Raw genomic sequence first — 23,841 nt, forward strand, 5'->3', positions numbered from 1 at the left:
GGTGGAAGCCCATTCCGCAGGTTCGTGCCGCGTTTCGTGCATGCCACGATCGTTGCCGATCGAATATGACATGAAGCGGTTCGGTGATCGGTTTTGGGGCATCTTATGCAAATCTGGTTTCTCTATCTCCTCGCGCTCGGCGCCGGTATCTGCGTTGCCGTTCAGCAGGTCCTGAACGGCAATCTCAGGTCCGCCCTCAACTCGCCGGCCTGGGCCGGGCTCGTCAGCTATCTCGGCGGGCTCGTGACGATGGCGGTCGTGCTGGTCGCGACGCGGGAGCCGGTGCCGTCCTGGAAACTGGTGACGGCGGTGCCGTGGTGGGCCTGGAGCGGCGGTGTCCTCGGCGGCATCTTCATCCTGCTGATGATCCTGCTGCTGCCGCCGCTCGGCGCCGCGACCCTGCTGGCACTGGTGGTTGCGGGTCAAATGCTCGCGGGAATCGCGATGGACCATTTTGGCCTGTTCGGGCTGGCGCAGCACCCTGTGTCGGTGTCACGGCTGGCCGGCATCGCGCTGATCATCGGCGGCGTGCTTCTGATCAAGGATTGACGGACCTCTAGTCAGGCGCGGCGCATCAGCCGCAATTCGGCGGACAGGCGAAGGCTGCGCTTGCCGGCCAGTGCGATGCCTTCGAGTTCGGCACCGTCCGCACGGCACGAACCGGCAAAGCCGATGCCGACTTCATAACCGCCGAACACCGGGTACTCGCCCTTCGCCGGCGTATGCTCCTGGTTGACGATCTCGCCTCGCCAGCGGCCATCCGCGGACGAATACGAACCGAGATAGTAGAAGAACGCATCGCCGCCGAGGATGCGGCCGTCCATCAGCAGCATGACCCCGGTGAGCCCGGCGTCGACACCATCGAGCGCGCGGAGCTGGATGGAGTACAGTCCGTTGACGATGCCGCCGGGACCGACCGCCCCGCGCGGCGGCAAGGCCTCGTCGTCGAGCGGCGCCAAATTCGCCCAGAGCACGCCGTCCGGCATCGCGTCGGCCTTGCCCTCGAGCAGGATGGTGGAACCCTCGCTCCTGCCGCGCACCTTGATGACGGTGACGTCGGCGCCCATCAGCGGCTTGAAGTTCGGATCGTCATTGTGGCGCTCGGTGATCACCTCGGCGGCGATCTCGCCTTCCGTCACCTGATAGGTGCCGAGATGGGCAAAGGCCGAATTGCCGCCCAGCATCTTGCCGTCATGCATGCACATGATGCTGCGGCCGAATGCGCCGTTGATGCCGTACTCGACCTTGTAAAGTCCGTTGAGCACGCAAAAATCCAAAAAATAAAATTGATTCTGTTCGCCACATAGCACCGGGCCGAACTCCGCACCATTGCGTCTTTTGGCGCAGGCAACCCCGCAATGTCCGGGTGTGGACAGCAGCCGATTCGTCGCTTAGCTGTAGGCACCGCCCGCGTCGTGCTGTGTCACGTGGGATCTGGTCTGCCGGTTCTCTGCTCTCCCAGTTCATTGTGTCCTAGCATTTGCGCATTCCGCCAATGGTCGCGCGGCCGCACCCGGCCTCGACACAGGCGAGGCTTCGAGGAGCATCACATGATCAATCGCTTTGGCCTGGCCGCCGCGCTGGCGCTGCTGCTCGGCAGCGGCGGCACAGCCTCGGCGCAGTCGCTGCCCGACTATATGGGGCCGATCTCCGGTAAGACCTCGTCAACGCCGGCCGACGTCGCGACCAAGGACGTGCTCGCGCTCAACACCGGCATGTTCGAGCTCTATGGCGATGCGGCGCGGATCTTCCAGAAGAACATCCTCGACAAACACCCCGTGATCCTCGGCCTGTTCTCCGGCGCCGGCGGCCGTCTGATCCTGTACCGGCCGGGCAAGCCGCCGACCGAAGCACCGCAGGTGCCGATCGTCTATCAGCTGCTCAAATCGGTCGGCCACAGCACGATGGCGCTGGCCGAGGTGGTCGGTCCCTATGTCAACAATCCCGACGACAAGGCATGGCGCGGGTCGATGCAGGCCTATCGCAGCCGGATGCAGTCGGCGCTCGACGGGCTCGATGCCACGCCGATGCAGGCGGACTGGCGCGACAACAACCGCGCCATCCTCAAGAACAACATCGCCTTCATGGATGAATGCCTCACCGCCGGCGCGATCCCCTTCGCGACGCTCGAGGCGTTCGGCAAGAAGCAGGCGCCGCTGCTCGCCAAGAACGTCGCCTGGGCCGCGCAGACCCAGGTCGCGCACTGGATGACGGTCATGGCCGACTGGAAGTCGCAACTCGGCGCCGACTGGGACAAGACCTACGGCGCGAGCAACACGATCTATGTGGCGCGGCAGAACAACGTGATCTTCAGCGTGCTGGCGCAGTTCTTCGGGCCTGACGCCATCAACAGCCGCCTGATGCTGATCGAGACGATCTCCTTCACCACGACACCATCGGACATGCTGGAGTCGCTGACCCGGATCATCGCGGACCGCTCGGTCGGCGCGCTGTTCTTCGGCAGCTATCACCTGATGGACTATGAGCTGATGGGGGGCGATGCGCGCGAGGCGATCATCGCCGAGACCAAGAAGCGCGGCATGACGGCCTTCCTGCCGCCGCTGGTGCCGTTCGGTTCCAAGCAGTGGCCGACGCTGATCACGCCAGGTCCTGGACCGGCCACCATCGCCGACCTCAAGTGAGGCCAAAGCTACAGTGAGGCGGCTACGACCTATTGCGGCGTTGCGGTTGCGCTCGCTTTGCCGCAATACTTTCGCGTGTATTGCACAAATTGTTAAACCCCGGCGCGATATGCCGTCGTCGAGGTGTCGATGAAAGATCAGACCATGCGGCCTTCGCGACGCGAATTCGTGAAGTGGTTGTCGACAGGCGGCATCTCGGTCAGCCTGTCGCATCTGGCGCTGGCGAAGGAACCGGCTTTCGCGAGCCGCGAGACGCTGCCCGGGCGCGGCCATTTCAACCCGGCGGAAAAGGGCGTCGGCCGTGTCGACGGCGTGGCCAAGGTCACCGGCGCAAAGCTCTACGCCTCCGACTTTCGCGCCGCCGACATGCCGGGCTGGCCCGCGACCACCGCGCACGCCATCCTGGTCCGCGCCGATGACGCAACGCATGTCTATGCCGGCATGGACCTCGCCCGCCTCGACGGTCCGGCAAAGCCGTCGGTTATCGTGACCGCTGCCGATCTCGACCGGATCGGTACGCGGGTTCCGGAATTCTACACCGGCGACCTGTTCTGCCCGGTCGGCAAGACGCCGCTCTATCTCGGGCAGCCGGTCGCGCTGTTGATCTTCGAGCAGTTCGACGCCTTCGACCCCGCGCGCCTCGCGCTGCGCGACGGCGGCTTTGTCAAATTCGGCGACGAGACCGGGCCGGTCATCCTGCCGAACTACGGCGCGTATCGCTTCACGCGCGTGGCGGGCGCCACCCCTGACGCGCCCGACGTCTATTCGCCGATCCAGGCCGGCTGGGTTTCGCCGAGCCGCATCCAGAACGCGGCGCTGCCGGTCTGGCTGCCGCTCGCCAAGGAGACCAAGGCCGACTACGCCAAAGCCGCGACCCATGGCGAAGCGATCCGCGCCCAGCTCGCCAAGGACGATCCGACGCAGCTCGTGCTCGACCGCGAGTTCGAGACCCAGTCGGTCGATCCGATGTTCCTGGAGCCGGAGAGCGGGCTCGCCTGGTACAGCGACAACAGCGGCAATCTCGAACTGGTGCTCGGCGTGCAGTCGCCCTATGAGGCGACCGAGTCGATCGCGCATCTGCTCGGCAAGGCCCGTCCGCCGTTCCGGCCCTCGCACATCAACGCGCAGTTCGCCCATGTCGGCGGCGGCTTCGGCGGCCGCGACCATACCCCGTTCGTGCTTTACGTTGCGCTGGCGGCGATGTTCTTCGCGGGCCGGCCGGTGCGGTTGGCGCAGGACCGCTATCAGCAATTCCAGGGCGGCATCAAACGCCACCCGATCAAGATGCGCTCGCGGATCGGCATCGATCGCCCAAGCGGCAAGATCACCGCGTTCGCCGCCGACCATGTGCTCGACGGCGGCGGGCTCGCCAACTTCTCGGCCAATGTCGCGGTCGTCGCCGCGACCGCCGCGATCGGCATCTACGACATCCCCAAGGTCGACGTCACCACCGTGGCGCTGCATTCGCGCGGCGTCACCGCAGGCTCGATGCGCGGCTACGGCACGCTGCAGACCATGACCGCACTCGAAGTCCTGATCGACGAGGCCGCGAGCGAGCTCAAGGTCGATCCGATCGCGTTCCGCCGCAACAACGCGCTGAAGCAGAACGGCCGGACCATGACCGGCAATCCCTACATCGTGTCGGTGCGCACGCCAGACATCCTCGACAAGCTCGAGACGCATCCGATCTGGCGGCAGCGCGCCGACTTCAGGCGGAAGGCGCCGGAGGGACGGCTGGTCGGCACCGGCGTCGCCTGCGTCACCAAGGATTACGGCTCGGGCGCGGATTGCTCGCTCGGCCGGGTCGAGATCGATCCCGAGGGACGGATCGCGATCCACTGCGACCACGTCGAGATGGGCAATGGCGTCGGCACCGCGCTCGCCAACCGGATCGCGAGGCATCTCGGCGCCGTCGCCGACGAGGTCGCCGTCTCCCGGGTCGACAGCTACGAGGCGCTCGGGCTGGTCACCTCGGGCGATCCCTACACGATGGATCAGAAGACCCAGGATCTCGCCGAGAAGAACTCGCGCTGGGTGCCCGCGATCAGCTCGGCGACCAGCGCCTCGATCGGCGCCCATGTCGGCACCCACTCGTCGGCCGAGGCGGCCCGCGTCATCTTCCGCTTCGGCCTGTGGCCGGCGGCGCTCGAGCTCTGGCACATCGGCAAGGCCGATCCCCGCGCCCGGCAATGGGACAAGGCGCACTGGAAGGATGGCCAGTTGGCGCTCGACGATCTCGCGCCGCTGCCCTTGCCGCAGCTTGCCGCGACCGCGCATACGCGCGGCTTCGTCACCGGCGCCATCGCGCACAGCTTCTCGCGCTGGGCCTGGTCGCGCGCCCGCTTCCCGCTGTTCGGCGAACAGTACCGCGCCGAGATCGACGCGCTCGCTGTTCGTCGCGGCCGGAGCCAGTTCGAGCGGATCGACCGAACAAGCGTGAAATTCCCGCCGACCGACAACAACCGGATCGGCACCGCCTACACCTCGATGTGCGGCACGCTGGTCCGCGTCGAGATCGAGCGCGCGACCGGCAGCTTGCGCATCGCCAAGGCCTACAGCGTGTTCGAATGCGGCCAGGCGCTGGTGCCTGAAGTGGTGCTCGGCCAGTCGCATGGCGGCTTCGCGATGGGCGTCGGCTACGCCCTGCTCGAAACCCTGCCGCCGTTCGAAGGCGGCCCCGGCAACGGGCAGTGGAATCTCGGCCAGTACCTGATCGCGCGCGGCTCCGACCTGCCGCTGCACGATCTCGAGATCGAGATGCTGCCGCCACTGACGCCGGACGAGCCGCCGAAGGGCATGGCCGAGGTGGTGATGATTCCGATCGTGCCGGCGCTGCTCAACGCCATCAACGATGCCACCGGTCACCGCTTCCGCTCACTGCCGGTGACAACAAGCCTGCTCAAGGGAGCGCTGGCGTGACGACGCTCAACCTTACCATCAACGGCCAGAAGCACGGCCCGATCGAGGTTCGTGACGACCTCTCGATGAACGATTTCCTTCGGGAAATGCTCGGGATGACCGGCACCAAGTTCGGCTGCGGCGCCGCGCAATGCCTGAGCTGTGCCGTCATCATCGATAATCCCGACGGCACGAGCTACACCACCCCGACCTGCGTGGTGCCGGCCGCGAATTTCGACGGCAAGGCGATCCGCACCGTCGAGGGCCACGCCAGGGACGGCGAGCTGTCGGCGTTGCAGCGCGCCTTCATCGATCACTTCGCGTTCCAGTGCGGCTATTGCACGGCCGGCTTCCTCAACGAGGGCCAGGTGCTGCTCGAACGGCTGGCGAAGACGCCGGTGGCGCGGGACCAGCTCGAGAGCGTCATTGCGGATGCGCTCGACGGCCATCTGTGCCGCTGCACCGGCTACATCAAGTATCACCAGGCGGTGCGCGACGTGATCCTCGCCGATTCCAAACGCTATCTGACCGCCAACAAGTGAGCGCGCGAGCAATGCCATCGGAAACCCGGTTTCGGATCGTTGCAGTGCTGACGGCGCTCGCGACCAGCCTGTGCGCGGGCTACGCGGCGTCGGAGAGCGCGAGCCATGCCCTCGCCCCGCCGGACAGCTTTGCCGGCATCGAGAATGTCGAGCAACGCTCGGCGGCGATCTTCACCGAGCTCGGCAAGGTTCTGACGCATCCGCGCTGCACCAATTGCCATCCCGCCGGCGACAGCCCGCGGCAGGGCGATATCAGCCGCATGCATCAGCCGCCGGTGACGCGCGGTGCCGACGGCCACGGCAAGGACGCCATGCGCTGCTCGATCTGTCACCAGCACGCCAATTTCGATCCCGGTCGGGTGCCGGGCCACCCGGAATGGCACCTTGCGCCGCGCGAGATGGCATGGGCCGGCAAGACCGTCGGCGAGATTTGCGCGCAGATCCGCGACCCCGCGCGCAATGGCGGCCGCAAGGTCGAGGAGCTGATCGAGCATATCGGCAAGGACACGCTGGTGGGCTGGGCGTGGCATCCCGGCTTCGGCCGCGCACCGGCACCGGGCACGCAGGCGCAGGCCGGCGCGCTGGTCGAGGCCTGGGTGAAAACCGGCGCCGCCTGCCCCGCACCCTAGTCGCCCGACGTCCGAACTAGTGGCGCTTGAAATACTGCACGTCGCGCTCGTGCTTCTCCGCCGCCGCGCGCGACTTGAAGGTGCCGAGATTGCGGCGCTTGCCGGTCTTCGGATTGACCTTGCGGGAATAGAGTCGGTACTCGCCGGAACGCAGTTTGCGGATCATGACATCGCCTCGCCAATGCCTTCCGCATGTCAACGACATGTCGCGGTGGGCGTTCCAGTTCGGTCAGAAGCAGAGATTGGTCACGGCATTGCCGCGCTTGTCCTTGATGACATAGGGACAGCGGGCCCGCTCCAGCGCCTTCTTGGCATCCTCGTCGCCGAGCGCCGCCGCCCGCTCGTAATAGGCTTTTGCGGCATCGCTATCCTTCGGCCCGCCGCGGCCGGCCTGCGCGAAGGCGCCCATCCGCTCCAGCGCGCCGGGATGGTTCTGCGCGGCGGCCTTCTCGAACAGCGCCCGCGCGGCGGCATCGTCCTGCGCGCCGCCCTTGCCCTCGGCCAGCATCATGCCGAGCTGGTACTGCGCTTCGGCATTGGTCTCGGCGGACTTGGCGAGCAGTTCGCGCGCGCGTGCCGGATCAGCCGCCGCGCCGCCGCCGAGCGCGGCGAGATTGCTGACGCCGCGCGCATTGCCGGCCTGCGCCGCGCGCTCGAACAATTTGCGCGCCTGCGCCTCGTCCCTGGCGAGGCCGGTGCCGTTGCCGTAGAGCACGCCGAGCTCGACCATCGCCGATGTCGAGCCCTTGTCGGCCGCCTTGCGCCACGCGCTTGCGGCTTCCGCCGTCTGCCGGTTGGCGGCATGGGCCCGGCCGAGCTCGTACATCGCGCGGCGCGACGATCGTGCGGCCACCGCGCAGTACTTGATCGCGGTCGCGATGTCGGCCGATGCGATGTCGGGCACGCCTTTCACGTCGGCCGGCTTGTCGGGATCGGCGGGATCGGCGGCAAGCCGGTCGCACAGCACGAGGTCGGCCGATTGCGCGTGGGCAAGCACGGGCGCGGCCAGCGCCACAGCGAAGACAATCGCGTGAAGTGGTTTGAGCATGACCAGCAGGTTGCGTCGCGGTGCGGGCAAATTCAAGGCTCGAGCCCAGTCTCGCGAAGCACCGGCGCGACGTCAGCCGACGACAGATAGCGCAGCAGATGATCGGCGGCCGCTGCGCGCTGCGACGCTGCCATGCGGCCGGCGGAGAACACCGCCGGGGTCTGCCAATCCAGCGGAATCGGCCCGACGACCTCGATGCCCTCGATCTGCTTCAACTCGCTGATCTGCTGGATTGCGAGATCGGCGTCGCCGCTGACGAGCTTCTCGGCGGTGAAGCCGCTCGGAATGATCACCGCCCGCGCGTTGATCGCCTCCACGATGCCGAGACGCTCGATCAGTTGCGCGAACAGGATGCCGCTGGCACCGAGCCGCGAATAGGCCACCGCCCGCGCACCAAGCAGCGCCGCACGCAGCGCGGCTTCAGTCGCGATGTCGGGATGCGCGGCCCCCGCCTTCACTGCGACGCCGACATAGGAGCGTGCGAGATCGACAGCACTTTCCCGCGCAACGCGGCCCTCGCCGATCATCTCGTCGAGGCCCTCGCGGGTCAGGATCACGAGGTCGGCGCCCTCACCGCCGCGCAGGCGTTCGAGCAGCGCCAGCGTCGGGGCGAAATCGGCGTCGATCACAACGCCGCTCGCCGCCTGATAGGCGGCGGCAAGCCGGGCGACGGCGCCCTTCAGCGCCAGCGTCGAAAGAACGCGAACCGAATTGCCCATATGCCTATGCCCGGCGCATCAGCTTGAGCGCGGCCGTGAGCCGCAGGCTGCGCTTGCCGGCAAGGGCGGTCGCCTCCAGCACGGCGCCCTCGGCGTCGCAGGTGCCGGCAAAGCCGATCCCTACCTCGTGGCCGCCAAAGATCGGATTCTCGCCCATCGCCGAAGTGTGCTCCTGATTGAGGATCTGGCCCTTCCAGCGGCCTTTCTCGGAGGTGTAGGTACCGAGATAGTAGAAGAAGGCGTCGCCGCCGAGGATGCGACCGTTGTTCAGCAGCATCACGCCGGTGAGCCCGCCGTCGACCCCGTCGAGCACGCGGATGTGGATTGAATAGAGCCCGTTGATGACACCACCCTCGCCGACCCCGCCGGCGATCGGGATGTCCTCCCCGCTGATCGGCGTCATCACCGACTGGAACGGCACGCCGGGCAACTCCTTCAGCTCGCCCTTGAAGCGATAGAGCTCGCCGTCCGGCCGGCCTCTGGCAATCAGCGTGGCGTCATCGGTACCGGCCATCGCGCGGTAGTTCGGATCGGGGTTGTGGCGGACGGTCTGGATCTCGACTGCGACCTCGTCGCCGGCTTTCTGGTAGGTGCCGATATGGGCGAACGCCGAATTGCCGCCGAGCATCTTGCCGTCGCCGACATACATCACGCTGCGGCCGACGGCGCCGCCGAGTTCGAACCGGACCTTGTAAAACCCCTCAAACAAGCGCCGCGTCCCCGGCAGCCAAGACGTACCCGTTATCTAGCGCGGTTCATAACGCAGCGAAACCGGTTTCGGCGGAACGCCACCTGCAAAGGGTATCGCTAAATAGCGAAGGTCCGCCAAGGCTGTCGCTCTGGCGGACCCGATTTGCGGTACCGGATGGCTCCATCCGGGTCCGATAGCAGCTTAGGCCGCAGCCATTTAGGCCGCAGCCTTGGCGCCGGTCGGAACCTCGGAGATCGTCTTCAGGATCTGCGAAGCGATCTGGTAGGGGTCGCCTTGCGAGTTCGGGCGGCGGTCTTCCAGATAGCCCTTGTAGCCGTTGTTGACGAACGAGTGCGGCACGCGGATCGAGGCACCACGGTCAGCCACGCCGTAGCTGAACTTGTTCCAGGGCGCGGTCTCGTGCTTGCCGGTCAGGCGCTTGTCGTTGTCAGGGCCGTAGACGGCGATGTGATCCATCAGGTTCTTGTCGAAGGCCTTCATCAGGCTCTCGAAGTACTCCTTGCCGCCGACTTCGCGCATGTACTTGGTCGAGAAGTTGGCGTGCATGCCCGAGCCGTTCCAGTCGGTGTCGCCGAGCGGCTTGCAATGGAATTCGATATCGATGCCGTAGCTCTCGGTGAGGCGCAGCATCAGGTAGCGGGCCATCCACATCTGGTCAGCGGCGGTCTTGGAGCCCTTGCCGAAGATCTGGAATTCCCACTGGCCCTTAGCCACTTCGGCGTTGATGCCTTCGTGGTTGATGCCGGCGGCGAGGCAGAGATTGAGATGCTCTTCGACGATCTTGCGGGCGACGCTGCCGACGTTCTTGTAGCCGACGCCGGTGTAGTACGGGCCCTGCGGCGCCGGATAACCCTCTTCCGGAAAGCCGAGCGGACGGCCGTCCTTGTAGAAGAAGTATTCCTGCTCGAAGCCGAACCAAGCGCCTTCGTCATCCAGAACGGTGGCGCGCTTGTTCGAGACATGCGGCGTCTTGCCGTCGGGCATCATGACTTCGCACATCACCAGCACGCCGTTCTCGCGCGCGGCGTCGGGATAGCAGGCGACCGGCTTCAGCACGCAGTCAGAGCTGTGGCCTTCAGCCTGCTGGGTGGACGAACCGTCAAAGCCCCACAGCGGAAGCTGTTCGAGGGTCGGGAACGACGCGAATTCCTTGATCTGCGTCTTACCGCGCAGGCTCGGCGTCGGCGTATATCCGTCGAGCCAGATATACTCGAGCTTGTACTTGGTCATTGAACCTCTCTGTTGATGATGCAAAACCGTGAGGAACCGAAAGCCAGTCGGCCGCCGCACGCGTACCCGGCCACCATCGGCCGGCTCTTACTAAGCAATTAAAATGCCAGTCGCTGCACTGCGGCGCCCGCCCGGTCGCGGATGTCCACAGCGGACATCGCATTTTTTTCTGCGACATAGCAGCGCGGCTGGCATGCGCCGCGGTCAGTCAAAATCTTCTCTCAGCGCCCTCCGCCGCCCGTTTCTGCAGCAAATTCGGCTACGGCATCGCCTGCCGCTTAATGTGGCGGCAGCGCTATGTGACAGTTCGTGTCCAACGGTCGGGCGCCCTGCAACCACCGCCACGGCTCAAGCGTTGGTCAGCTGCATCCTGCCCCACAGGAAGCAAACCCAAATCTGCCTACGAACTAGCCAAACGATGACTATTTCTTGATCACTTGCAGCCCGCCCAGCCCGGGCCGATATCGAAAACACGGTAACCACACGCGAATGAGTCGGGCGCACCATGGAGGCTCGCTCCGGCCAAAGGAGACTTTGACATGATCACCACGGGCCAAAACCAAGGACCGATCCAGGGATCGGCAACGATCTATCAATTCCCGGCAGGGGGCCGCGCGGCTCTTGGCGGACGCCGCTACGGCGAGGCGCGGACCGCGCTCGAACTCGCCGCTGAAGTCGAGACCTCGGCCTGCAGCGAGAGCTGGTACCATCAGGCGGCCATCGACGACGCCAAGCCGGGCCGCGATCACTGATGCCGACGCGACAGAGAGGCGTGACGCAAAAACGTCAGACAGCAGCAGAGCAATAACAAGGGTCGGAACGCGAGCGTTTCGGCCCTTTTTTCATGCCAGCTCGCAGGTCGTCGCCGGCCGCCTCGCATGCCGGAGCCTGGCAAGCCCAGCCCGGTTGATCTCGAGCGTGACCCCGCCACCCCTGTAGCGTGTGCCCGTCAGCGACAGGCGCTTCTTCAGCGTCACCGCCTTGCCGTCGAGCTGTAGATGCGCGCGCGTATCCCCGTTGAAGAACCCGGCAATGAACTGCGTGCCGTCGGCACAGCGATAATTCCGGAAGGCGGACTGCGCCGACACGTTCGCGGAACCAAAGAGCTCGAAAAGAATTGCGCCGATGACAATGGCGCCCCCGCGATAAGTCATATTCTCCCCCTGACGGGCCGGTTATAGACCTGTCTGCGCCGCTATTCCTGCGCCAAGACCTCATCAGCTGCAACAGGCCCGCCCGATGTCCGAAGCCCCTGCCCGTCATCTCAATCTCGCCGGCGCCAGCAATTTTCGCGACCTCGGCGGCTACCAGACGCGCGACGGGCGGACGGTGCGCTGGCGCCAGATCTTCCGCTCCAACCATCTTGCGCATCTCACCGAGCACGACGTCGCCGTGGTGCGCTCGCTCGGGGTCAGAAGCGCGTTCGATTTTCGCGGCGTCGCCGAGCGCGCCGAGGCGCTGTGCGGCATGAGCGACGTCACCGTGCATTCGCTCCCTGTCGAGCCGACCGTGGTGGCTTCGCTGCGCGAGATCGCCAGCAACCGTCAGCTCTCCGAAGCCGATGCGATCGACGTGATGCGTGATTCTTACCGGGGCTATGTGCAGGACAACACCGCGCGCTACCGCACGCTGTTCGCCCATCTATTGGAAGACCGGGCGCCGCTCGTGATCCACTGCACCGCCGGCAAGGACCGCACCGGCTTTGCCTGCGCGCTGATCCTGCATGCGCTCGGCGTGTCCGATCAGGTGATCGCGGACGACTATCTCCTGACCAACCAGTTCTACAAACGCGACCCGGCCCACAGCACCGAGCTGCCCGATGATGTCAAGCAGGTGCTCGGCACGGTGCGCGCGGCGTTTCTGGAGGCTGCATTCGAGGCGATCGATGCCGATTACGGCAGCCTCGACGGTTATTTCCGCGACGGCCTCGGGCTCGGCGAGGCCGAGCGCAAGGCGCTTGAAGGCCGCTATCTGCAGGCCTGATCCGTTCGCGCGACAGCGTTTTCGAGCGAAGTGGACACCGGTTCGCGTGAAGAAAACGCGGCCAAGCCGAAAAGCTCAGGCCGCCGCGGCCTCGAGTTCGAGCTCCGCATCGAGATCGGCAATCACATCCTCAAACGCCGAGATCGCCTGCTGGATCGCCGCGATCTGCATCAATTCCCAGCTGCCCACTGGTCCCTTGCGATTTTGCAGCGCCACCACGAGATCGCGCCGCTGCTCCTTAAGCTGAACGAGCGGTAAACCGTGGTCCGGAAGATTTCCCATTCGCATAACCCCTACCTTGGCTGGAGTTCCGCTTCTAAGGAAAGGGTTCTGCAAACGACTTACGGAACTCCTGCAAATTTTATCCAACCGGCCCTCCCCCGTAGTCTTACGTAGTCGGCGTCACGTGATCGCCTCCGGCTTCAATGCGTCGTCGATCGCGCCGAACAGCGACTGGGTCACGCAATTGGTCGCCCACTCGCTGGTGTGAAGCTGTCCGCCATCGTCGAGCTCGCCAAGCGGAATCCCGTCGTCGGTCCAGCGCTTCATCAGCGCGAAGCGGCTGAACAGATTCACCTTCCTGCTTGCGGCCACTTCGGCGATCATCGGCATGATCACGTTGGCGAGATTGAGCGCAGCTTCCGTGCCGACGATCGCCTGCGTGTACTGGGAATCCATCACGACGACGTCAAGCGGAAGCGCCGCGAGCACGTCGAGCCCGGCCTCCAGCGTCGCGCGCACCTCGGCGGGATTGTAGCTCTTGTAGACGGCGTTGGTGCCGACCTGCCAGATCACCAGCACCGGCGCCTCAACGGTCACGTCGGACTCGATGCGCGAATACTCCTCCGGCGCCTCCTGGCCACCGATCCCGCGATTGATGACGTCGATCATCCGGCCGAAGAAGCGCTGCCGCAGCAGCATTTCGAGCCGCGGCGGGAACGGCAGGATGTTGTCGGCGCCCGCGGTCGACGACGATCCGAGCGCCACCAGCTTGATCTTGCGCTGATGCCGGAGCGCATCCGCGAAGTGCGGCAGCTTATGTCCGAATTTGACGAGATCGAGATGAGTTTCGCACGGTCTGGGTGTCGGCATCGCAAACATCCTTGAGGCGAATGAATTGATGAATGCGCGCAGTAGGAGGCGAAATTGGCGGCATTGCAAATGAATTCCGCCTGATCATAGTGGGCATTCGTTTGCTCGCGAATGCGGAGACCGCCATGCACGGAAAAGCCATCGTCATCACGGGCGCGCTCGGCGCGCTTGGCAAAGTGGTCGCCACAGAGGCGCTGGCGCGCGGCGCGCGCGTCGCCGGCATCGATCATGCCGCGTCAACGCTTGCGGCGACGGCCGACCATATCGAGCTGGGCGGTGTCGACCTCACCGACACCGCGCAGGCGACCGCGGCGATCGACAAGGCGGCCGCGCATTTCGGCCGGCTCGACGGGCTGATCAACATCGCCGGCGGCTTTACCTTCGAGGCGGTCAGCGACGGCGACCCGGCGACCTGGCAGCGCATGTATGCGATGAACGTGATGACGGCGCTCAACACCTCGCGCGCCGCCATCCCGCATCTCACCAAGTCGGGCGCCGGGCGGATCATCAATATCGGCGCACTCGGCGCCTTGCAGGCCGCCTCCGGCATGGGTCCCTACGCCGCCTCGAAGGCCGGCGTGCACCGCCTCACCGAGTCGCTCGCCGCGGAACTCAAGGGCAAGGTCACGGTCAACGCGGTGCTGCCCTCGATCATCGACACTGCAGCCAATCGCGCCGCGATGCCGAAGGCCGACATCTCCAAATGGGTGACGCCGAAGGAGCTTGCCGAGGTGATCCTGTTCCTCGCCAGCGATGCCGCGAGCGCCGTCACCGGCGCGCTGCTGCCGGTCAACGGGCGGGTTTAGACCCGCCCCTCTCCTGGACGCCTTTCGGGTCGATCCGGCCAATGCTATATGTTCGTGATGACTACTGCAGAAGACATCGAAAAGGCCGTCGAACGGCTGCCTCCTCGTGAGCTGGCCCGCTTTCGCGCCTGGTTTGAAACGTTCGATGCCGAACGTTTCGATGCAGCGATCGAACGCGACGCAAAGGCCGGGAAACTCGACGCCTTGGCGGACGGGGCCTTGGCAGTTCATCGCGCCGGACAGTCGCGCGACTTGTGAAGCACTCGGCCTCCCCCAAATTTTGGACTGCCTACGAACAACTACCCGTTCCAATCCGCGAGCTTGCCGACGCGAACTTTGCGCTGTTGAAGCGCGATCCACGTCATCCATCCCTACAATTCAAGAAGATCGGGCGATTTTGGTCCGTTCGGGTTGGCTAGCGTTATGGCGGCTCGCTGTCGAAACAAACGAGGGATATCTCTGGTTCTGGATCGGCTCTCACGCAGAATATGACCGCCTGATCAGCTGACGCCGCGGGCGCGGCCAGCATCGGCAGTTCAATCCGCTACCAGCAGCCGCAGTTTCGACCTGAAGCGGATGCTCTGCTTGCCGGCGAGCGCCATGCCGTCGCCTTCGGCGGTCTGATCGGTATAGGTGCCGGTAAATCCGATGGTGACCACCTTGCGCTCCCACACCGGGCGCTCGCCATAGGTCGGCGAATGCTCCTCGTTGGTGACCTCGCCCTTCCACTTGCCGTCGGCTGCGGTGTAGCTGCCGTAGGCAAAGAAAAACGAGTCGCCGCCGCGCATCTGTCCGTCGCGCAGCACCATGACGCCCTGGTTGCCGCCAGAGACGCCGTCGAGAAATTCGACGGTGATGTGATAGAGCCCGTTCCGGATCATGAGCTGCGCCTGGTCCCGGTTCCGACAATAGCCGCTCGGCCGTGCCTTGAGCAAATTCCATCCGCCTCGGCGGACGCAATTCCGCGCTATGCTGGCGCACCGAGTCGCGGCCGGATGCCGCAGGAGCCTGCCTGTTGGAAACCACGCTTTATCTGCCCGTCAAAAGCTTCCTGGAAAAGCTCGGCTTCACGGTGAAGGGCGAGATCGGTGGCTGCGACCTCGTGGCGCTGAGCGGCGATGATCCACCGGTCGTCGTGATCGGCGAGCTCAAGCTCGCCTTCAATCTCGAACTGATCCTGCAGGCGGTCGATCGCGCCGGCGCCGCCGACGAGGTGTGGATCGCGGCCAAGGTGTCGGCCCGAGGCAAGGGCCGCGAGAGCGACGCGCGCTATCGCAATCTGTGCCGGCGGCTCGGCTTCGGCATGCTCGGCGTGACCGATCGCGGCGACGTCGAGGTGCTTGTGCCGCCGCCGACCGCGGCGCCCCGCCGCAATCCGAAGAAACGTTCACGGCTGATCACCGAGCACCGGAAACGCAAGGGCGATCCCGCGATGGGCGGATCGACGCGGGCGCCGATCATGACCGCCTACCGGCAGCAGGCGCTGGCCTGCGCCTTGGCGCTGTCGGGTGGGCCCCGGCGGGTGCGCGACCTCCGCGCGGATATTCCCGACGCCGGCAAGATCCTGCTGCATAATGTCTATGGCTGGTTCGATCGCGCCGAGCGCGGCATCTATGTGCTGACCGATGCCGGCCGCGCCGCGCTGAAGCGCTGGCCGCAGCAACAGATGAGTGCATCCGGGGCAGAAGCCACCCCGTAGAGCATGATCCGGAAAAGTGCGAAGCGGTTTTCCGAAAAGATCATGCTCAAACAAGAACCTAAAGCGCGATGATGACCTGGCTTCATCGCGCATTGGAGGGGGATATCATGATCGTCGTCACCGGCAGCGTCACCGCCCGCCCCGACTCGTTCGACGAGGTGCGGCGCTTGAGCCTCGAGCATGTCCATCGCTCGCGCACCGAGCCCGGCTGCATCTCGCATGCGGTCCATGTCGACTGCGAGAATCCGCTCAGGCTGGTGTTCTTCGAGCAATGGGCCGACCGCGCCGCGCTGGCTGCGCATTTCACGGTCCCTGCGTCACGCGATTTCGTCCGCTCGCTGCAATCTCTCGCGGCCGCGGCGACCACCATCGAACTTTATGACGCTCACAAGATTGAGAGACTCTAGCTGCATGGCTGGATTGCCATCTCACATTCATATTGCAATGCAACATTGGGGACCTTACGTATCTCCCGCGATTCAAAGATGAGGCGGCGATGAGCGGAGACTGGAATACCAAGTATGGCACCCGGCGCGTGCGGCATGATCCCCCGACGCTGGAAGAAGCAATCTTCGCTGCCATCGGCATCACCGATGACGTGGAGGCCCAGGCCGAGATCGCGTCGGCCCTGATGGGGCTGCCCTATGACGATGTGCTCGCCGAGGTGAAGAAGACCGCGCGCGTCAGTGCCCGCACCGGCACGGCAACCCGCGTCATCGCCGGCGAGCAGGGCGCGCAGCGCTCCGTCGTGGTCGAGCGCCGCGTGGTCCGCCGCTTTGCGACCGACAAGCGCACCGGCACCTGAGAAGCACCATCCAATTGCTGAAAGAAAAAGGGCAATCCATTGAATGGATTGCCCTTTTTCGTTTGACTTAAGATCGCGGCTCAGGCCGCCCGGCCCCAGCCGGAGATCTGCATCACCATACGCCAATAGGCGCGGTTCATGTCGACGATCGCGCGCGCGGCCTCGACCGGCGTTACGACAGCCGGCGCCGCTTGGGGCTGCTGCTGCTGGGTCAGGTCGATGCTGCCGGTCGACTCCCCATGACGGAAGGTCAGCTGGGCACCGAACTTGGTGGCCAGCGCCCGCATCGCATCGTTCTGGGCGCCGGTGGTGATGCGCAGGCTGCCGTAGCCCTTGGCATGCGCCTCGGCGATCAGCTTGCGGAACAGGGTGCTGCCGACGCCCTTCCGCCGCGCCGACCGCTCGACGCTGAAGGCGATCTCGGGCTGCGCATCCGGTGACTGCTCCGGCGGATGCAACTCGGCCGCGCCGCGGACCACGCCGTCCTCGAAATAGGCGATGATGACGGTGCCGTCATTGGCGCAGCGCTCGGCGTAGCGGCGGATGAAGCTGTCGTCGATGAAGCCATGAAAACGATCATGACGGCTGGTGCGATCCAGCCGTAGCAGGTGATCGCGCAGCAGCGGAAGCTCTTCCTGCTGGCTCAACGTCCGCACGGTACCCTTGGCGGACGCCGAGCGAATGGAATCATAGTTCATTTCATAACTCCTCTTGGTAGCCCTCGAGGAGGCGTCGAGTCCCTAGCAGCTCCTATATTGTGCGTCGCACCATAAAATTCAAGCACTGAGATTCATTTATGTAAACAATGCTGTGATTAGAAAATCACATCATCGCCCCATTATAATACCAGTTGTGTCTGGGTGACGATGGCGACCAGCTTGCCGTCTTCGGTCTCCAACCTGGTCTGCCACACCTGGGTCCGCCGCCCCCGGTGAACCGGTGTTGCGGTCGCAATCACGGTCATCCCCTCCTTGGCGCCGCCGATGAAGTTGGTCTTGCTCTCCAGCGTCGTGGTGCCCTTGGCGTCCTCCGGCAGGTTGATCACGGTCGCGGCGGCGCCGACCGAATCCGCAAAGGCCATCACCGCGCCGCCATGGATCGTGTTGCGGAGGGTGCAGAGGTCCGGCCGCACCACCATTTTCGCGACCACCCGGTCCTGGTCGGCCTCGGTGAAGGTGACGCCCTTCAGTTCCGCAAACGGCATCTTCATCGATTGGATCTTTTCGAGCGGCGTCATGGGCACTCCCTGCTTCGTGGCCTTCTTCGAGGTTGATATCGGCATGATGGATTGCCTGAGCGGGCCCGGCAACGACGTCTGAGGTAATGGCGCGAATGACGTCATGACATCCGTGACAACGTGCCGCCGAGTCTGCATATCGTCATCGATGCGCGACTTCCCTCCCCGCCGTATCGTCTGCCTGACCGAAGAGACGGTCGAGACGCTCTATCTGCTCGGCGAGCAGGACCGCATCGTCGGCGTCTCCGGCTATGCGGTGCGGCCGCCGCAGGTCCGCCGCGAGAAGCCGCGCGTTTCGGCGTTCATCTCCGCCGACATGCCAAAAATCCTGGCGCTGGACCCCGATCTGGTGCTCGCCTTCTCCGATCTGCAGGCCGACATCGTCGCCGATCTCGTGCGCGCCGGCGTCGCCGTCCACGTCTTCAACCAGCGCGACGTCGCCGGCATCCTCGCGATGATCCGCAGCCTCGGTGCGATGGTCGGTGCCGCCGACCGCGCCGAACAGCTTGCGCAAAACCTCGCACAACGGCTGGCCGCGATCGCGGCAACGCCGCGTGCAGCACCGCGGCCAAGGGTCTATTTCGAGGAATGGGACGATCCGCTGATCAGCGGCATCGGCTGGGTGTCTGAACTGATCGAGATCGCCGGTGGCACCGATGCGCTGCCGCATCTGCGCGCGCACAAGGCGGCCAAGGATCGCATCGTCACGCCTGACGCGGTACGTGCGGCGATGCCCGACGTGATCCTGGCGTCCTGGTGCGGCAAGAAGGTCGTGCCCGACCGCATCCGCAAGCGTGAGGGCTGGAGCGACATCCCGGCGGTACGCAACGACCGCATCGTCGAGATCAAGTCGCCGATCATCCTGCAGCCCGGCCCCGCCGCGCTGACCGACGGGCTCGATGCAATCGTGAAGGCGTTGTGGGGGAAGCACGCATAAGCTTTCGCCGTCGTCCCGGCCGAGTGCGCGATTGCGCACGGAGCCGGGACCCATAACCACAGATCTTGCTTGTTGTGCGGCTCTGCAAGGACGAGTCCCGATCACAACATCCGCCGCGGAGTATGGGTCCCGGCTTTCGCCGGGACGACAGCGAATTTGTTGCGCTATCGCGCGCAAGACTGTCATTGCAATGACGTGAGCGAGAGGCTGCCTACGCCTTCTCCACGCCGCACCATTCCGCGATGAACAGCGCCATCGCCTTGGTCGCTTTCCGCAGCGACTCCAGCTCGACATATTCGTTGAAGCCGTGCATCGCCGCGCCGGTGGCGCCGAAGCAGAGGCTCGGGATGTTGTGGTTCAAGCCGTAGAAGCGCGTGTCGGTCAACGCGGTGAAGGCGCGGTCTTCCACCGCGCCGCCATAGACGACCTGGTGCGCCTTGGCGAAGGCAGCTTCCGGTGCCTCGGAGTTGACCAGCTCGTAGCCTTCCGACAGGAAGCCCGACCATTCGACCTGCGGCGGATTGTTGGAGAGGAAGCGATGATCGCGCGCCGCCGCCGACACGCACGCCAGAATCTCCTTCTGGCACTCGGCGATCGACCAACCCGGCAAGACCGCGATGCGGCAGTCGACGTCGCACCAGGCCGGCACGCTGGAGGCCCAGTCGCCGCCCTTGATGATGCCCGGATTGAAATTGATCGGGTGATTGACGTCCTTGAAATAGCGGTCGGCCTTGGCGCGCTCGTTCCAGGCGATCTCAAGCTTCTCCAGCGCATGCACCAGATGATACGCCGCCATGATTGCGTTCGAGCCCGCGCCGGCCTCGAACACATGCACCGGGAAACCGCGCACCTTCAGGCGGAACCAGATTACGCCGACCTGCGAGCGGATCATCGTGCCGTTGGTCGGCTCCGGGATGAAGCAGGCATCGGCGCGATAGCCGCGCTGCAAGGTCGAGAGCGCGCCGACGCCGGTGCTCTCCTCCTCGATCACAGACTGGAAGTGAATCCGCGCCGTCGGCTTCAACCCGGCCTTCCTGATCGCATCCAGCGCATAGAGCGCGGCGATGGTGCCGGACTTCATGTCGCAGGCGCCGCGACCATACATCCTGCCGTCCTTGATGATGGGCGAGAACGGCGGCGTCTCCCACATCTCGAGCGGACCGGTCGGCACCACGTCGCAGTGGCCCTGCAGGATCAGCGACTTGCCGGCATTGGTGGCCGGGCGGTAGGTCCCGACCACCGTGCGCGCCTTCGAGAAATCATGCTCGATCGGACCGAAGCCGCGCAAGTCCTTGAGCTCGTCGGGATTGATGTGCCAGTCGTCGACCTCGTAGCCGCGCTCGCGCAGGAGATCGCCGATCATGTCCTGGCACGGCCCCTCGGCGCCGCGGGTCGAGGGGATCGCGACAAAGGCCTGCGTCGTCGCAAGCTGCGCATCGAATCCCTCGTCAACGGCGCTAAGGATTCGTTGTTGCGTCTCGGCAGTCATGCTTTGGCTCCATCGGGAAAACAGATCAGGCGGGAGCCGCAACGTAGCCCGATTTCAGTCCGCCTTGTATTGCGCAAAATAGGCATCCCGCAATGCATCTTCGAGCAGCCGGCCCTCCGAATAGCCATCGAGCGTCTTCGGCCGCGTCACGCCGTCGAGCAGCCGCGGACACGGCTCGGGCGCGCCGAGCACGGTGCGCACCGGAATGCGCTCGGCATAGATCGGCAACTCGTAATCGTCGTCATCATCGGCGACGCCCTTGGCGCGAATTTTTGCCGAAGCCTCCTCGATCTCCATCGCGATGAACGAGGTCGCCTTGATCTCCTGCTTGTTGCTGGCACGCAGGCTCGCGGTGCGCTCGGGAAAGAAGCGGTCGACCATCGCGACGATCGCGCGTTCCTTCTCTGCGGGGTCGGTGACGAGATAGGCAGTGCCGAACGCCATCACCGCGCGATAGTCGGCCGAGTGATTGAAGCCGCAGCGCGCCAGCACCAGGCTGTCGAGATGGGCGACCGTCAGGCACACGCGTTGCCCTTCGGACTGGTTCTCCAGCATGCGGCTCGCGCTCGAGCCGTGCCAGTAGAGCCTGGTGCCCTCGCGCCAGAAGAAGGTCGGCGTGCAATAGGGCTGGCCGTCGATCACGTAGGAGACGTGGCACAGCATCGAGGCGTCGAGGATCCTGTGCACGGTGGCGTGGTCGTAGAAGCCGCGGTCGTGGCGGCGCTTCACCCGGTTGCGGGAGGACATGGGGTAGGACGGAGCGGATGCGCCTTCGGTCACGGTGGTGCCTTTCGAAATCTGGAATCTGTCCAGAGTTGTAGCGGCCCATTTGGTCTGCGATAGTGCCAATTCCATGCGAAAAATTCCGACCAATTCCCGGGAGCCCGCGGCGCGCAAGGCCGAGCTGCCGCTCGACCTCGGCGGCCCGCATGTGACGCCCGGCGCGGCCTCGCAGCAGCGGCTCTATCAAGCGCTCTGCCATGCGATCGTCGGCGGCCTCGTCAAGCCGGGCGAGCCGCTGCCACCGTCGCGCGCGCTCGCCAGGCAGACCGGCTTCCGCCGCAACGCCGTCACCACGGCCTATGAGCGGCTGATCGCCGACGGCTTTGCGGTGGCAACCACGGGTTCCGGAACCTTCGTCGCGGCGCGCATTCCGGCGCAGGCCGCCGCGCCGCGCCGCGCAAGGATCGCGATCGAGCCGCCGCAGCACAATGCGCTGTCGCTCGGCTGCACCCATATCGACGAGCGCGCGCTACAGCGCTTCCGCGCCTTTGCCGGGCGCAGGCTGCGCGCCTTCGGGTCCGAGCATCTGCATTACGGCGATCCCCGCGGCAGCAGCGAGCTGCGCGCGGCAATATCGGACCATCTGCTGTCGGCGCGCGGGCTGCGCTGCGACCCCGACCAGATCATGCTGGCCTCGGGCACGCTGCATGCCCTGCGCATCGTGCTCGGGGCGATCCTCAGGCCCGGCGACCAGGTCTGGTGCGAGGACCCCGGCTATCCGGCGGCGCGGCGTGCGATCGAGCATTGCGGCTATCGTCCGGTGTCGGTGCCGGTCGACATGTCGGGCATGCGCATCGACAAGGGGCGCGCGTCCGCGCCGCAAGCGCGCGCCGCCTATGTCACGCCCTCGCACCAGTTTCCGCTCGGCGTGCAGATGTCGATGCCGCGCCGGCTCGAGCTGCTCGACTGGGCCAGGGATGCCGGCGCCTTCGTGTTCGAGGACGATTACGACAGCGAGTTCCGCTATGACGGCGCGCCGCTGCTGTCGCTCGCCGGCATCGATCATCTGCGCCGCGTGATCTACATGGGCACGTTTGCGAAGACGCTGTTTCCGGGATTGCGGATCGGCTATTGCGCGCTGCCCGAAGCCTTGATCGGCCCGGTGACGGCGGCGCGCGCCGCGCTCGACCGCTTTCCCGCCACGTTGATGGAAGGCGCGGTCGCCGACATGCTGAACTCCGGCGCCTTCGCGGCGAACTTGCGCAAATCGCGCAAACTCTATCGTGAGGCGCGCGACATGCTGGCGTCGACGCTCGCTAATGCCTCCGAGGGCGAGCTCACGGTTCCCGTGCCCTCGCAGGGCCTGCACCTCGTGGCGCGGCTCGATCCCGCGACCGATCCGCTGATTGCCGCGCAGGCAAAGGCTAATGCCGGCGTCGGCGGCTGGCTGCTCGCCGAGACCTATCATCGCGCGCCGCGACTGCCCGGCTTCGTGCTGGGATTTTCCGGTCATCCGGTTCCGCAACTCGTCGCATCGGCGGAACGACTGGCGAAGACAACGCTCGCCGCGCTGCGCGCGACGCGCAAGACATCGGTCAAGCCATCCGCCAAGGCGCGGCGCGCTAGGAGAATCGCAGTCACCTGACTAAGGTCGCACGCGTTGAGTCAGGGCCTTCCGTTCCGATGGAATCGGAACGGGGCTCTTGATCCTTGTTTCGAAGCGTTTCCTTCACGCGAACCGGTATCCACTTCGCTTGAAGACGCTCAAGTGCGAGCTTACGGAGATACCGGATGCCAAATCGCAACGTCCTGTATCTCGTGATCGCCGCACTGGTCGTGATCGCAGGCATGCTCGGCTACAATCTTTATCAGGCGAAGAAGCAGCCCGAAGGCCTTCAGATCAATGTCGGTCCCGACGGGCTCAAGATCCAGAACAAGTGAGGGAGGCTGCGATGCTGCGCTTGGGACTCGTCGCGCTGGTCAGCGTCGCAGCTCTTGGCGCGATGGCGCAATCCGCCGCAGCAGAGCAGTCCTACATGCGTGAGGGCGACATCGTCGATCTGCGGGTCGGCCAGCGCGTCCTTGTCGATGACGGCTCGTGCCCGGCCGGGCAGATCAAGCAGGTCGTCGGCTCCAGGCTGAGCCAGAACGGCGTGGTGCGGACCAGCAGCTGCGTGCCGCGCCTCGCCAAAAAGTAAAACGCCCCGCTGTCGCGAGGCGCTGCGGTCCTCATTGCTTTGAGGCGCGGCTCAATTCGAGACCGGCTCGAACATGCATTGCAGGGTCGGCTTGGCGATCTTGGTGAAGGTCGGGCCGATCTCGCCCTGCTTGGACGGCGGCACCCAATCGGTCTCGATGGTCGGCACGCCGGTCTCGCTGATGCCGCGCAGCAGCGCCTGGCGCAGGTCGGGATCGTCCACCGTCGCGGCGGCGTGGTCGTGCAGGCAGCCGCACACGGCCTCGGGATGCGCCCAGCGGCCAAGCATGTGCGGCGCGCATTGCCGCACGAACTCGTCGCGCGGTTCGGGCACGCGGTACAGCGAGCGGATCTGCATCGATTCGAGCGGGAGCTGGGATTGGGCCTGCGCGGCGCCCGCAAAGGGGCCCATCAGGACGAGCGATGCCAAGATGGCGGCGGAACAGATACGGA

Annotated in this window: 31 protein-coding genes; 16 read left to right on the top strand and 15 right to left on the bottom strand. The window is 65.3% G+C overall.

Annotated features, from left to right (window positions below; all coding sequences use genetic code 11):
• Positions 1–105 precede the first annotated feature (105 nt).
• A complete protein-coding gene (locus tag PMN64_RS32925) occupies positions 106–549 on the top strand; it encodes a DMT family transporter (protein WP_137482723.1) in 444 nt (147 codons plus the stop codon).
• An 11-nt stretch (positions 550–560) separates the two neighbouring features.
• Here the strand turns inward: PMN64_RS32925 and PMN64_RS32930 are convergent, their stop codons facing one another.
• Positions 561–1,265, bottom strand: coding sequence for a GrlR family regulatory protein (locus PMN64_RS32930; protein WP_411783701.1), 705 nt, complete (start codon positions 1,263–1,265; stop codon positions 561–563).
• A 285-nt stretch (positions 1,266–1,550) separates the two neighbouring features.
• Between PMN64_RS32930 and PMN64_RS32935 the strand changes: the two genes are divergently transcribed.
• From PMN64_RS32935 to PMN64_RS32950, 4 genes are all read left to right on the top strand, one after another.
• A complete protein-coding gene (locus tag PMN64_RS32935) occupies positions 1,551–2,642 on the top strand; it encodes a hypothetical protein (protein ID WP_411783702.1) in 1,092 nt (363 codons plus the stop codon).
• A 144-nt stretch (positions 2,643–2,786) separates the two neighbouring features.
• Positions 2,787–5,561, top strand: coding sequence for a xanthine dehydrogenase family protein molybdopterin-binding subunit (locus PMN64_RS32940; protein WP_411783717.1), 2,775 nt, complete (start codon positions 2,787–2,789; stop codon positions 5,559–5,561).
• The gene (locus PMN64_RS32945; RefSeq protein ID WP_411783703.1) at positions 5,558–6,082 is read left to right on the top strand and encodes a (2Fe-2S)-binding protein; all 525 of its coding nucleotides are present in this window, start codon (positions 5,558–5,560) and stop codon (positions 6,080–6,082) included. The genes PMN64_RS32940 and PMN64_RS32945 overlap by 4 nt, the downstream gene beginning before the upstream one ends.
• Before the next feature lie 11 nt (positions 6,083–6,093).
• Positions 6,094–6,711, top strand: coding sequence for an Isoquinoline 1-oxidoreductase subunit (locus tag PMN64_RS32950; RefSeq protein WP_411783704.1), 618 nt, complete (start codon positions 6,094–6,096; stop codon positions 6,709–6,711).
• 16 nt (positions 6,712–6,727) lie between these two features.
• On the opposite strand, the gene PMN64_RS32955 is transcribed toward PMN64_RS32950, so the two are convergent.
• From PMN64_RS32955 to PMN64_RS32975, 5 genes are all read right to left on the bottom strand, one after another.
• On the bottom strand, positions 6,728–6,877 hold the full coding sequence (locus tag PMN64_RS32955; protein ID WP_016843021.1) for a hypothetical protein: 150 nt from the start codon (positions 6,875–6,877) through the stop codon (positions 6,728–6,730).
• A 63-nt stretch (positions 6,878–6,940) separates the two neighbouring features.
• Complete coding sequence (locus PMN64_RS32960) at positions 6,941–7,759, bottom strand: tetratricopeptide repeat protein (protein ID WP_411783705.1); 819 nt, start codon at positions 7,757–7,759, stop codon at positions 6,941–6,943.
• Positions 7,760–7,791: 32 nt separating this feature from the next.
• Entirely contained in the window at positions 7,792–8,478 is a 687-nt protein-coding gene (locus tag PMN64_RS32965) for a substrate-binding domain-containing protein (RefSeq protein ID WP_411783706.1), read from the bottom strand.
• A gap of 4 nt (positions 8,479–8,482) precedes the next feature.
• On the bottom strand, positions 8,483–9,187 hold the full coding sequence (locus PMN64_RS32970) for a GrlR family regulatory protein (RefSeq protein WP_411783707.1): 705 nt from the start codon (positions 9,185–9,187) through the stop codon (positions 8,483–8,485).
• A gap of 198 nt (positions 9,188–9,385) precedes the next feature.
• On the bottom strand, positions 9,386–10,420 hold the full coding sequence (locus tag PMN64_RS32975) for a glutamine synthetase beta-grasp domain-containing protein (RefSeq protein WP_024581543.1): 1,035 nt from the start codon (positions 10,418–10,420) through the stop codon (positions 9,386–9,388).
• A gap of 539 nt (positions 10,421–10,959) precedes the next feature.
• Here PMN64_RS32975 and PMN64_RS32980 point away from each other — a divergent pair.
• Positions 10,960–11,172: a DUF2735 domain-containing protein gene (locus PMN64_RS32980; RefSeq protein ID WP_050386610.1), complete on the top strand. Its 213-nt coding sequence runs from the start codon at positions 10,960–10,962 to the stop codon at positions 11,170–11,172.
• Between the two features lie 90 nt (positions 11,173–11,262).
• Here PMN64_RS32980 and PMN64_RS32985 read toward each other — a convergent pair whose 3' ends face one another.
• Positions 11,263–11,574, bottom strand: a complete 312-nt coding sequence (locus PMN64_RS32985; RefSeq protein ID WP_028344849.1) for an MliC family protein — start codon at positions 11,572–11,574, stop codon at positions 11,263–11,265.
• Between the two features lie 85 nt (positions 11,575–11,659).
• On the opposite strand from PMN64_RS32985, the gene PMN64_RS32990 reads away from it, so the two are divergent.
• Positions 11,660–12,403 carry a tyrosine-protein phosphatase gene (locus PMN64_RS32990; protein ID WP_028344848.1) on the top strand — a complete coding sequence of 248 codons (744 nt, stop codon included), beginning with the start codon at positions 11,660–11,662 and terminating at the stop codon, positions 12,401–12,403.
• A gap of 75 nt (positions 12,404–12,478) precedes the next feature.
• Here the strand turns inward: PMN64_RS32990 and PMN64_RS32995 are convergent, their stop codons facing one another.
• Together PMN64_RS32995 and PMN64_RS33000 are read right to left on the bottom strand one after the other, a co-directional pair.
• The gene (locus PMN64_RS32995) at positions 12,479–12,685 is read right to left on the bottom strand and encodes a hypothetical protein (protein ID WP_035634033.1); all 207 of its coding nucleotides are present in this window, start codon (positions 12,683–12,685) and stop codon (positions 12,479–12,481) included.
• Positions 12,686–12,805: 120 nt separating this feature from the next.
• On the bottom strand, positions 12,806–13,495 hold the full coding sequence (locus PMN64_RS33000) for an SGNH/GDSL hydrolase family protein (RefSeq protein WP_411783708.1): 690 nt from the start codon (positions 13,493–13,495) through the stop codon (positions 12,806–12,808).
• Positions 13,496–13,620: 125 nt separating this feature from the next.
• On the opposite strand from PMN64_RS33000, the gene fabG reads away from it, so the two are divergent.
• Positions 13,621–14,301: a 3-oxoacyl-ACP reductase FabG gene (gene fabG / locus PMN64_RS33005; protein ID WP_028344847.1), complete on the top strand. Its 681-nt coding sequence runs from the start codon at positions 13,621–13,623 to the stop codon at positions 14,299–14,301.
• Positions 14,302–14,349: 48 nt separating this feature from the next.
• Positions 14,350–14,559, top strand: a complete 210-nt coding sequence (locus tag PMN64_RS33010) for a hypothetical protein (protein ID WP_411783709.1) — start codon at positions 14,350–14,352, stop codon at positions 14,557–14,559.
• 278 nt (positions 14,560–14,837) lie between these two features.
• Here the strand turns inward: PMN64_RS33010 and PMN64_RS33015 are convergent, their stop codons facing one another.
• On the bottom strand, positions 14,838–15,182 hold the full coding sequence (locus PMN64_RS33015) for a GrlR family regulatory protein (RefSeq protein ID WP_035634127.1): 345 nt from the start codon (positions 15,180–15,182) through the stop codon (positions 14,838–14,840).
• A gap of 134 nt (positions 15,183–15,316) precedes the next feature.
• Here PMN64_RS33015 and PMN64_RS33020 point away from each other — a divergent pair, with 134 nt between their 5' ends.
• The 3 genes from PMN64_RS33020 to PMN64_RS33030 all read left to right on the top strand — a co-directional run bounded on the left by PMN64_RS33020 (position 15,317) and on the right by PMN64_RS33030 (position 16,805).
• Positions 15,317–16,000, top strand: a complete 684-nt coding sequence (locus PMN64_RS33020; protein WP_411783710.1) for a DUF2161 domain-containing phosphodiesterase — start codon at positions 15,317–15,319, stop codon at positions 15,998–16,000.
• A 107-nt stretch (positions 16,001–16,107) separates the two neighbouring features.
• The gene (locus PMN64_RS33025) at positions 16,108–16,407 is read left to right on the top strand and encodes a putative quinol monooxygenase (protein WP_304499996.1); all 300 of its coding nucleotides are present in this window, start codon (positions 16,108–16,110) and stop codon (positions 16,405–16,407) included.
• A gap of 89 nt (positions 16,408–16,496) precedes the next feature.
• A complete protein-coding gene (locus tag PMN64_RS33030) occupies positions 16,497–16,805 on the top strand; it encodes a hypothetical protein (RefSeq protein ID WP_016843036.1) in 309 nt (102 codons plus the stop codon).
• Between the two features lie 80 nt (positions 16,806–16,885).
• Here the strand turns inward: PMN64_RS33030 and PMN64_RS33035 are convergent, their stop codons facing one another.
• Positions 16,886–17,503 carry an N-acetyltransferase family protein gene (locus PMN64_RS33035; RefSeq protein WP_411783711.1) on the bottom strand — a complete coding sequence of 206 codons (618 nt, stop codon included), beginning with the start codon at positions 17,501–17,503 and terminating at the stop codon, positions 16,886–16,888.
• Positions 17,504–17,643: 140 nt separating this feature from the next.
• Positions 17,644–18,042 carry a PaaI family thioesterase gene (locus PMN64_RS33040; protein ID WP_411783712.1) on the bottom strand — a complete coding sequence of 133 codons (399 nt, stop codon included), beginning with the start codon at positions 18,040–18,042 and terminating at the stop codon, positions 17,644–17,646.
• A gap of 148 nt (positions 18,043–18,190) precedes the next feature.
• Here PMN64_RS33040 and PMN64_RS33045 point away from each other — a divergent pair, with 148 nt between their 5' ends.
• Entirely contained in the window at positions 18,191–18,979 is a 789-nt protein-coding gene (locus PMN64_RS33045) for a cobalamin-binding protein (RefSeq protein ID WP_411783713.1), read from the top strand.
• Between the two features lie 211 nt (positions 18,980–19,190).
• Here PMN64_RS33045 and PMN64_RS33050 read toward each other — a convergent pair whose 3' ends face one another.
• Together PMN64_RS33050 and PMN64_RS33055 are read right to left on the bottom strand one after the other, a co-directional pair.
• A complete protein-coding gene (locus PMN64_RS33050; protein ID WP_411783714.1) occupies positions 19,191–20,468 on the bottom strand; it encodes an ArgE/DapE family deacylase in 1,278 nt (425 codons plus the stop codon).
• A gap of 54 nt (positions 20,469–20,522) precedes the next feature.
• The gene (locus tag PMN64_RS33055) at positions 20,523–21,215 is read right to left on the bottom strand and encodes a pyridoxamine 5'-phosphate oxidase family protein (protein WP_411783718.1); all 693 of its coding nucleotides are present in this window, start codon (positions 21,213–21,215) and stop codon (positions 20,523–20,525) included.
• 106 nt (positions 21,216–21,321) lie between these two features.
• Here PMN64_RS33055 and PMN64_RS33060 point away from each other — a divergent pair, with 106 nt between their 5' ends.
• The 3 genes from PMN64_RS33060 to PMN64_RS33070 all read left to right on the top strand — a co-directional run bounded on the left by PMN64_RS33060 (position 21,322) and on the right by PMN64_RS33070 (position 23,389).
• Positions 21,322–22,836 carry a PLP-dependent aminotransferase family protein gene (locus PMN64_RS33060; protein ID WP_411783715.1) on the top strand — a complete coding sequence of 505 codons (1,515 nt, stop codon included), beginning with the start codon at positions 21,322–21,324 and terminating at the stop codon, positions 22,834–22,836.
• A gap of 146 nt (positions 22,837–22,982) precedes the next feature.
• Positions 22,983–23,132, top strand: coding sequence for a hypothetical protein (locus tag PMN64_RS33065; RefSeq protein WP_016843044.1), 150 nt, complete (start codon positions 22,983–22,985; stop codon positions 23,130–23,132).
• An 11-nt stretch (positions 23,133–23,143) separates the two neighbouring features.
• Complete coding sequence (locus tag PMN64_RS33070) at positions 23,144–23,389, top strand: DUF6719 family protein (RefSeq protein ID WP_411783716.1); 246 nt, start codon at positions 23,144–23,146, stop codon at positions 23,387–23,389.
• A 51-nt stretch (positions 23,390–23,440) separates the two neighbouring features.
• Here PMN64_RS33070 and PMN64_RS33075 read toward each other — a convergent pair whose 3' ends face one another.
• Positions 23,441–23,746 (bottom strand): hypothetical protein, encoded by a 306-nt coding sequence (locus PMN64_RS33075; protein WP_411783719.1) that lies wholly within the window; start codon positions 23,744–23,746, stop codon positions 23,441–23,443.
• Between the last annotated feature and the right edge of the window lie 95 nt (positions 23,747–23,841).

It is taken from the genome of Bradyrhizobium sp. UFLA01-814, assembly GCF_046718885.1.
Taxonomy (GTDB): Bacteria; Pseudomonadota; Alphaproteobacteria; order Rhizobiales; family Xanthobacteraceae; genus Bradyrhizobium; species Bradyrhizobium elkanii.

Excerpts from the sequence above, each read along its gene's own strand:
- PMN64_RS32975 (WP_024581543.1), bottom strand. The coding sequence starts at position 10,420 with ATGACCAAGTACAAGCTCGAGTATATCTGGCTCGACGGATATACGCCG.
- PMN64_RS33030 (WP_016843036.1), top strand. The coding sequence starts at position 16,497 with ATGAGCGGAGACTGGAATACCAAGTATGGCACCCGGCGCGTGCGGCAT.
- PMN64_RS32940 (WP_411783717.1), top strand. The coding sequence starts at position 2,787 with ATGCGGCCTTCGCGACGCGAATTCGTGAAGTGGTTGTCGACAGGCGGC.
- PMN64_RS32965 (WP_411783706.1), bottom strand. The coding sequence starts at position 8,478 with ATGGGCAATTCGGTTCGCGTTCTTTCGACGCTGGCGCTGAAGGGCGCC.
- PMN64_RS33045 (WP_411783713.1), top strand. The coding sequence starts at position 18,191 with ATGCGCGACTTCCCTCCCCGCCGTATCGTCTGCCTGACCGAAGAGACG.
- PMN64_RS33010 (WP_411783709.1), top strand. The coding sequence starts at position 14,350 with ATGTTCGTGATGACTACTGCAGAAGACATCGAAAAGGCCGTCGAACGG.
- PMN64_RS33035 (WP_411783711.1), bottom strand. The coding sequence starts at position 17,503 with ATGAACTATGATTCCATTCGCTCGGCGTCCGCCAAGGGTACCGTGCGG.
- PMN64_RS33075 (WP_411783719.1), bottom strand. The coding sequence starts at position 23,746 with ATGCAGATCCGCTCGCTGTACCGCGTGCCCGAACCGCGCGACGAGTTC.
- PMN64_RS32980 (WP_050386610.1), top strand. The coding sequence starts at position 10,960 with ATGATCACCACGGGCCAAAACCAAGGACCGATCCAGGGATCGGCAACG.
- PMN64_RS32950 (WP_411783704.1), top strand. The coding sequence starts at position 6,094 with ATGCCATCGGAAACCCGGTTTCGGATCGTTGCAGTGCTGACGGCGCTC.
- PMN64_RS32960 (WP_411783705.1), bottom strand. The coding sequence starts at position 7,759 with ATGCTCAAACCACTTCACGCGATTGTCTTCGCTGTGGCGCTGGCCGCG.
- PMN64_RS32995 (WP_035634033.1), bottom strand. The coding sequence starts at position 12,685 with ATGGGAAATCTTCCGGACCACGGTTTACCGCTCGTTCAGCTTAAGGAG.
- PMN64_RS32935 (WP_411783702.1), top strand. The coding sequence starts at position 1,551 with ATGATCAATCGCTTTGGCCTGGCCGCCGCGCTGGCGCTGCTGCTCGGC.
- PMN64_RS32990 (WP_028344848.1), top strand. The coding sequence starts at position 11,660 with ATGTCCGAAGCCCCTGCCCGTCATCTCAATCTCGCCGGCGCCAGCAAT.
- PMN64_RS32955 (WP_016843021.1), bottom strand. The coding sequence starts at position 6,877 with ATGATCCGCAAACTGCGTTCCGGCGAGTACCGACTCTATTCCCGCAAG.
- PMN64_RS33000 (WP_411783708.1), bottom strand. The coding sequence starts at position 13,495 with ATGCCGACACCCAGACCGTGCGAAACTCATCTCGATCTCGTCAAATTC.
- PMN64_RS33055 (WP_411783718.1), bottom strand. The coding sequence starts at position 21,215 with ATGTCCTCCCGCAACCGGGTGAAGCGCCGCCACGACCGCGGCTTCTAC.
- PMN64_RS32985 (WP_028344849.1), bottom strand. The coding sequence starts at position 11,574 with ATGACTTATCGCGGGGGCGCCATTGTCATCGGCGCAATTCTTTTCGAG.
- PMN64_RS33050 (WP_411783714.1), bottom strand. The coding sequence starts at position 20,468 with ATGACTGCCGAGACGCAACAACGAATCCTTAGCGCCGTTGACGAGGGA.
- PMN64_RS33015 (WP_035634127.1), bottom strand. The coding sequence starts at position 15,182 with ATGATCCGGAACGGGCTCTATCACATCACCGTCGAATTTCTCGACGGC.
- PMN64_RS33040 (WP_411783712.1), bottom strand. The coding sequence starts at position 18,042 with ATGACGCCGCTCGAAAAGATCCAATCGATGAAGATGCCGTTTGCGGAA.
- PMN64_RS32925 (WP_137482723.1), top strand. The coding sequence starts at position 106 with ATGCAAATCTGGTTTCTCTATCTCCTCGCGCTCGGCGCCGGTATCTGC.
- fabG (WP_028344847.1), top strand. The coding sequence starts at position 13,621 with ATGCACGGAAAAGCCATCGTCATCACGGGCGCGCTCGGCGCGCTTGGC.
- PMN64_RS33060 (WP_411783715.1), top strand. The coding sequence starts at position 21,322 with ATGCGAAAAATTCCGACCAATTCCCGGGAGCCCGCGGCGCGCAAGGCC.
- PMN64_RS33025 (WP_304499996.1), top strand. The coding sequence starts at position 16,108 with ATGATCGTCGTCACCGGCAGCGTCACCGCCCGCCCCGACTCGTTCGAC.
- PMN64_RS33065 (WP_016843044.1), top strand. The coding sequence starts at position 22,983 with ATGCCAAATCGCAACGTCCTGTATCTCGTGATCGCCGCACTGGTCGTG.
- PMN64_RS33070 (WP_411783716.1), top strand. The coding sequence starts at position 23,144 with ATGCTGCGCTTGGGACTCGTCGCGCTGGTCAGCGTCGCAGCTCTTGGC.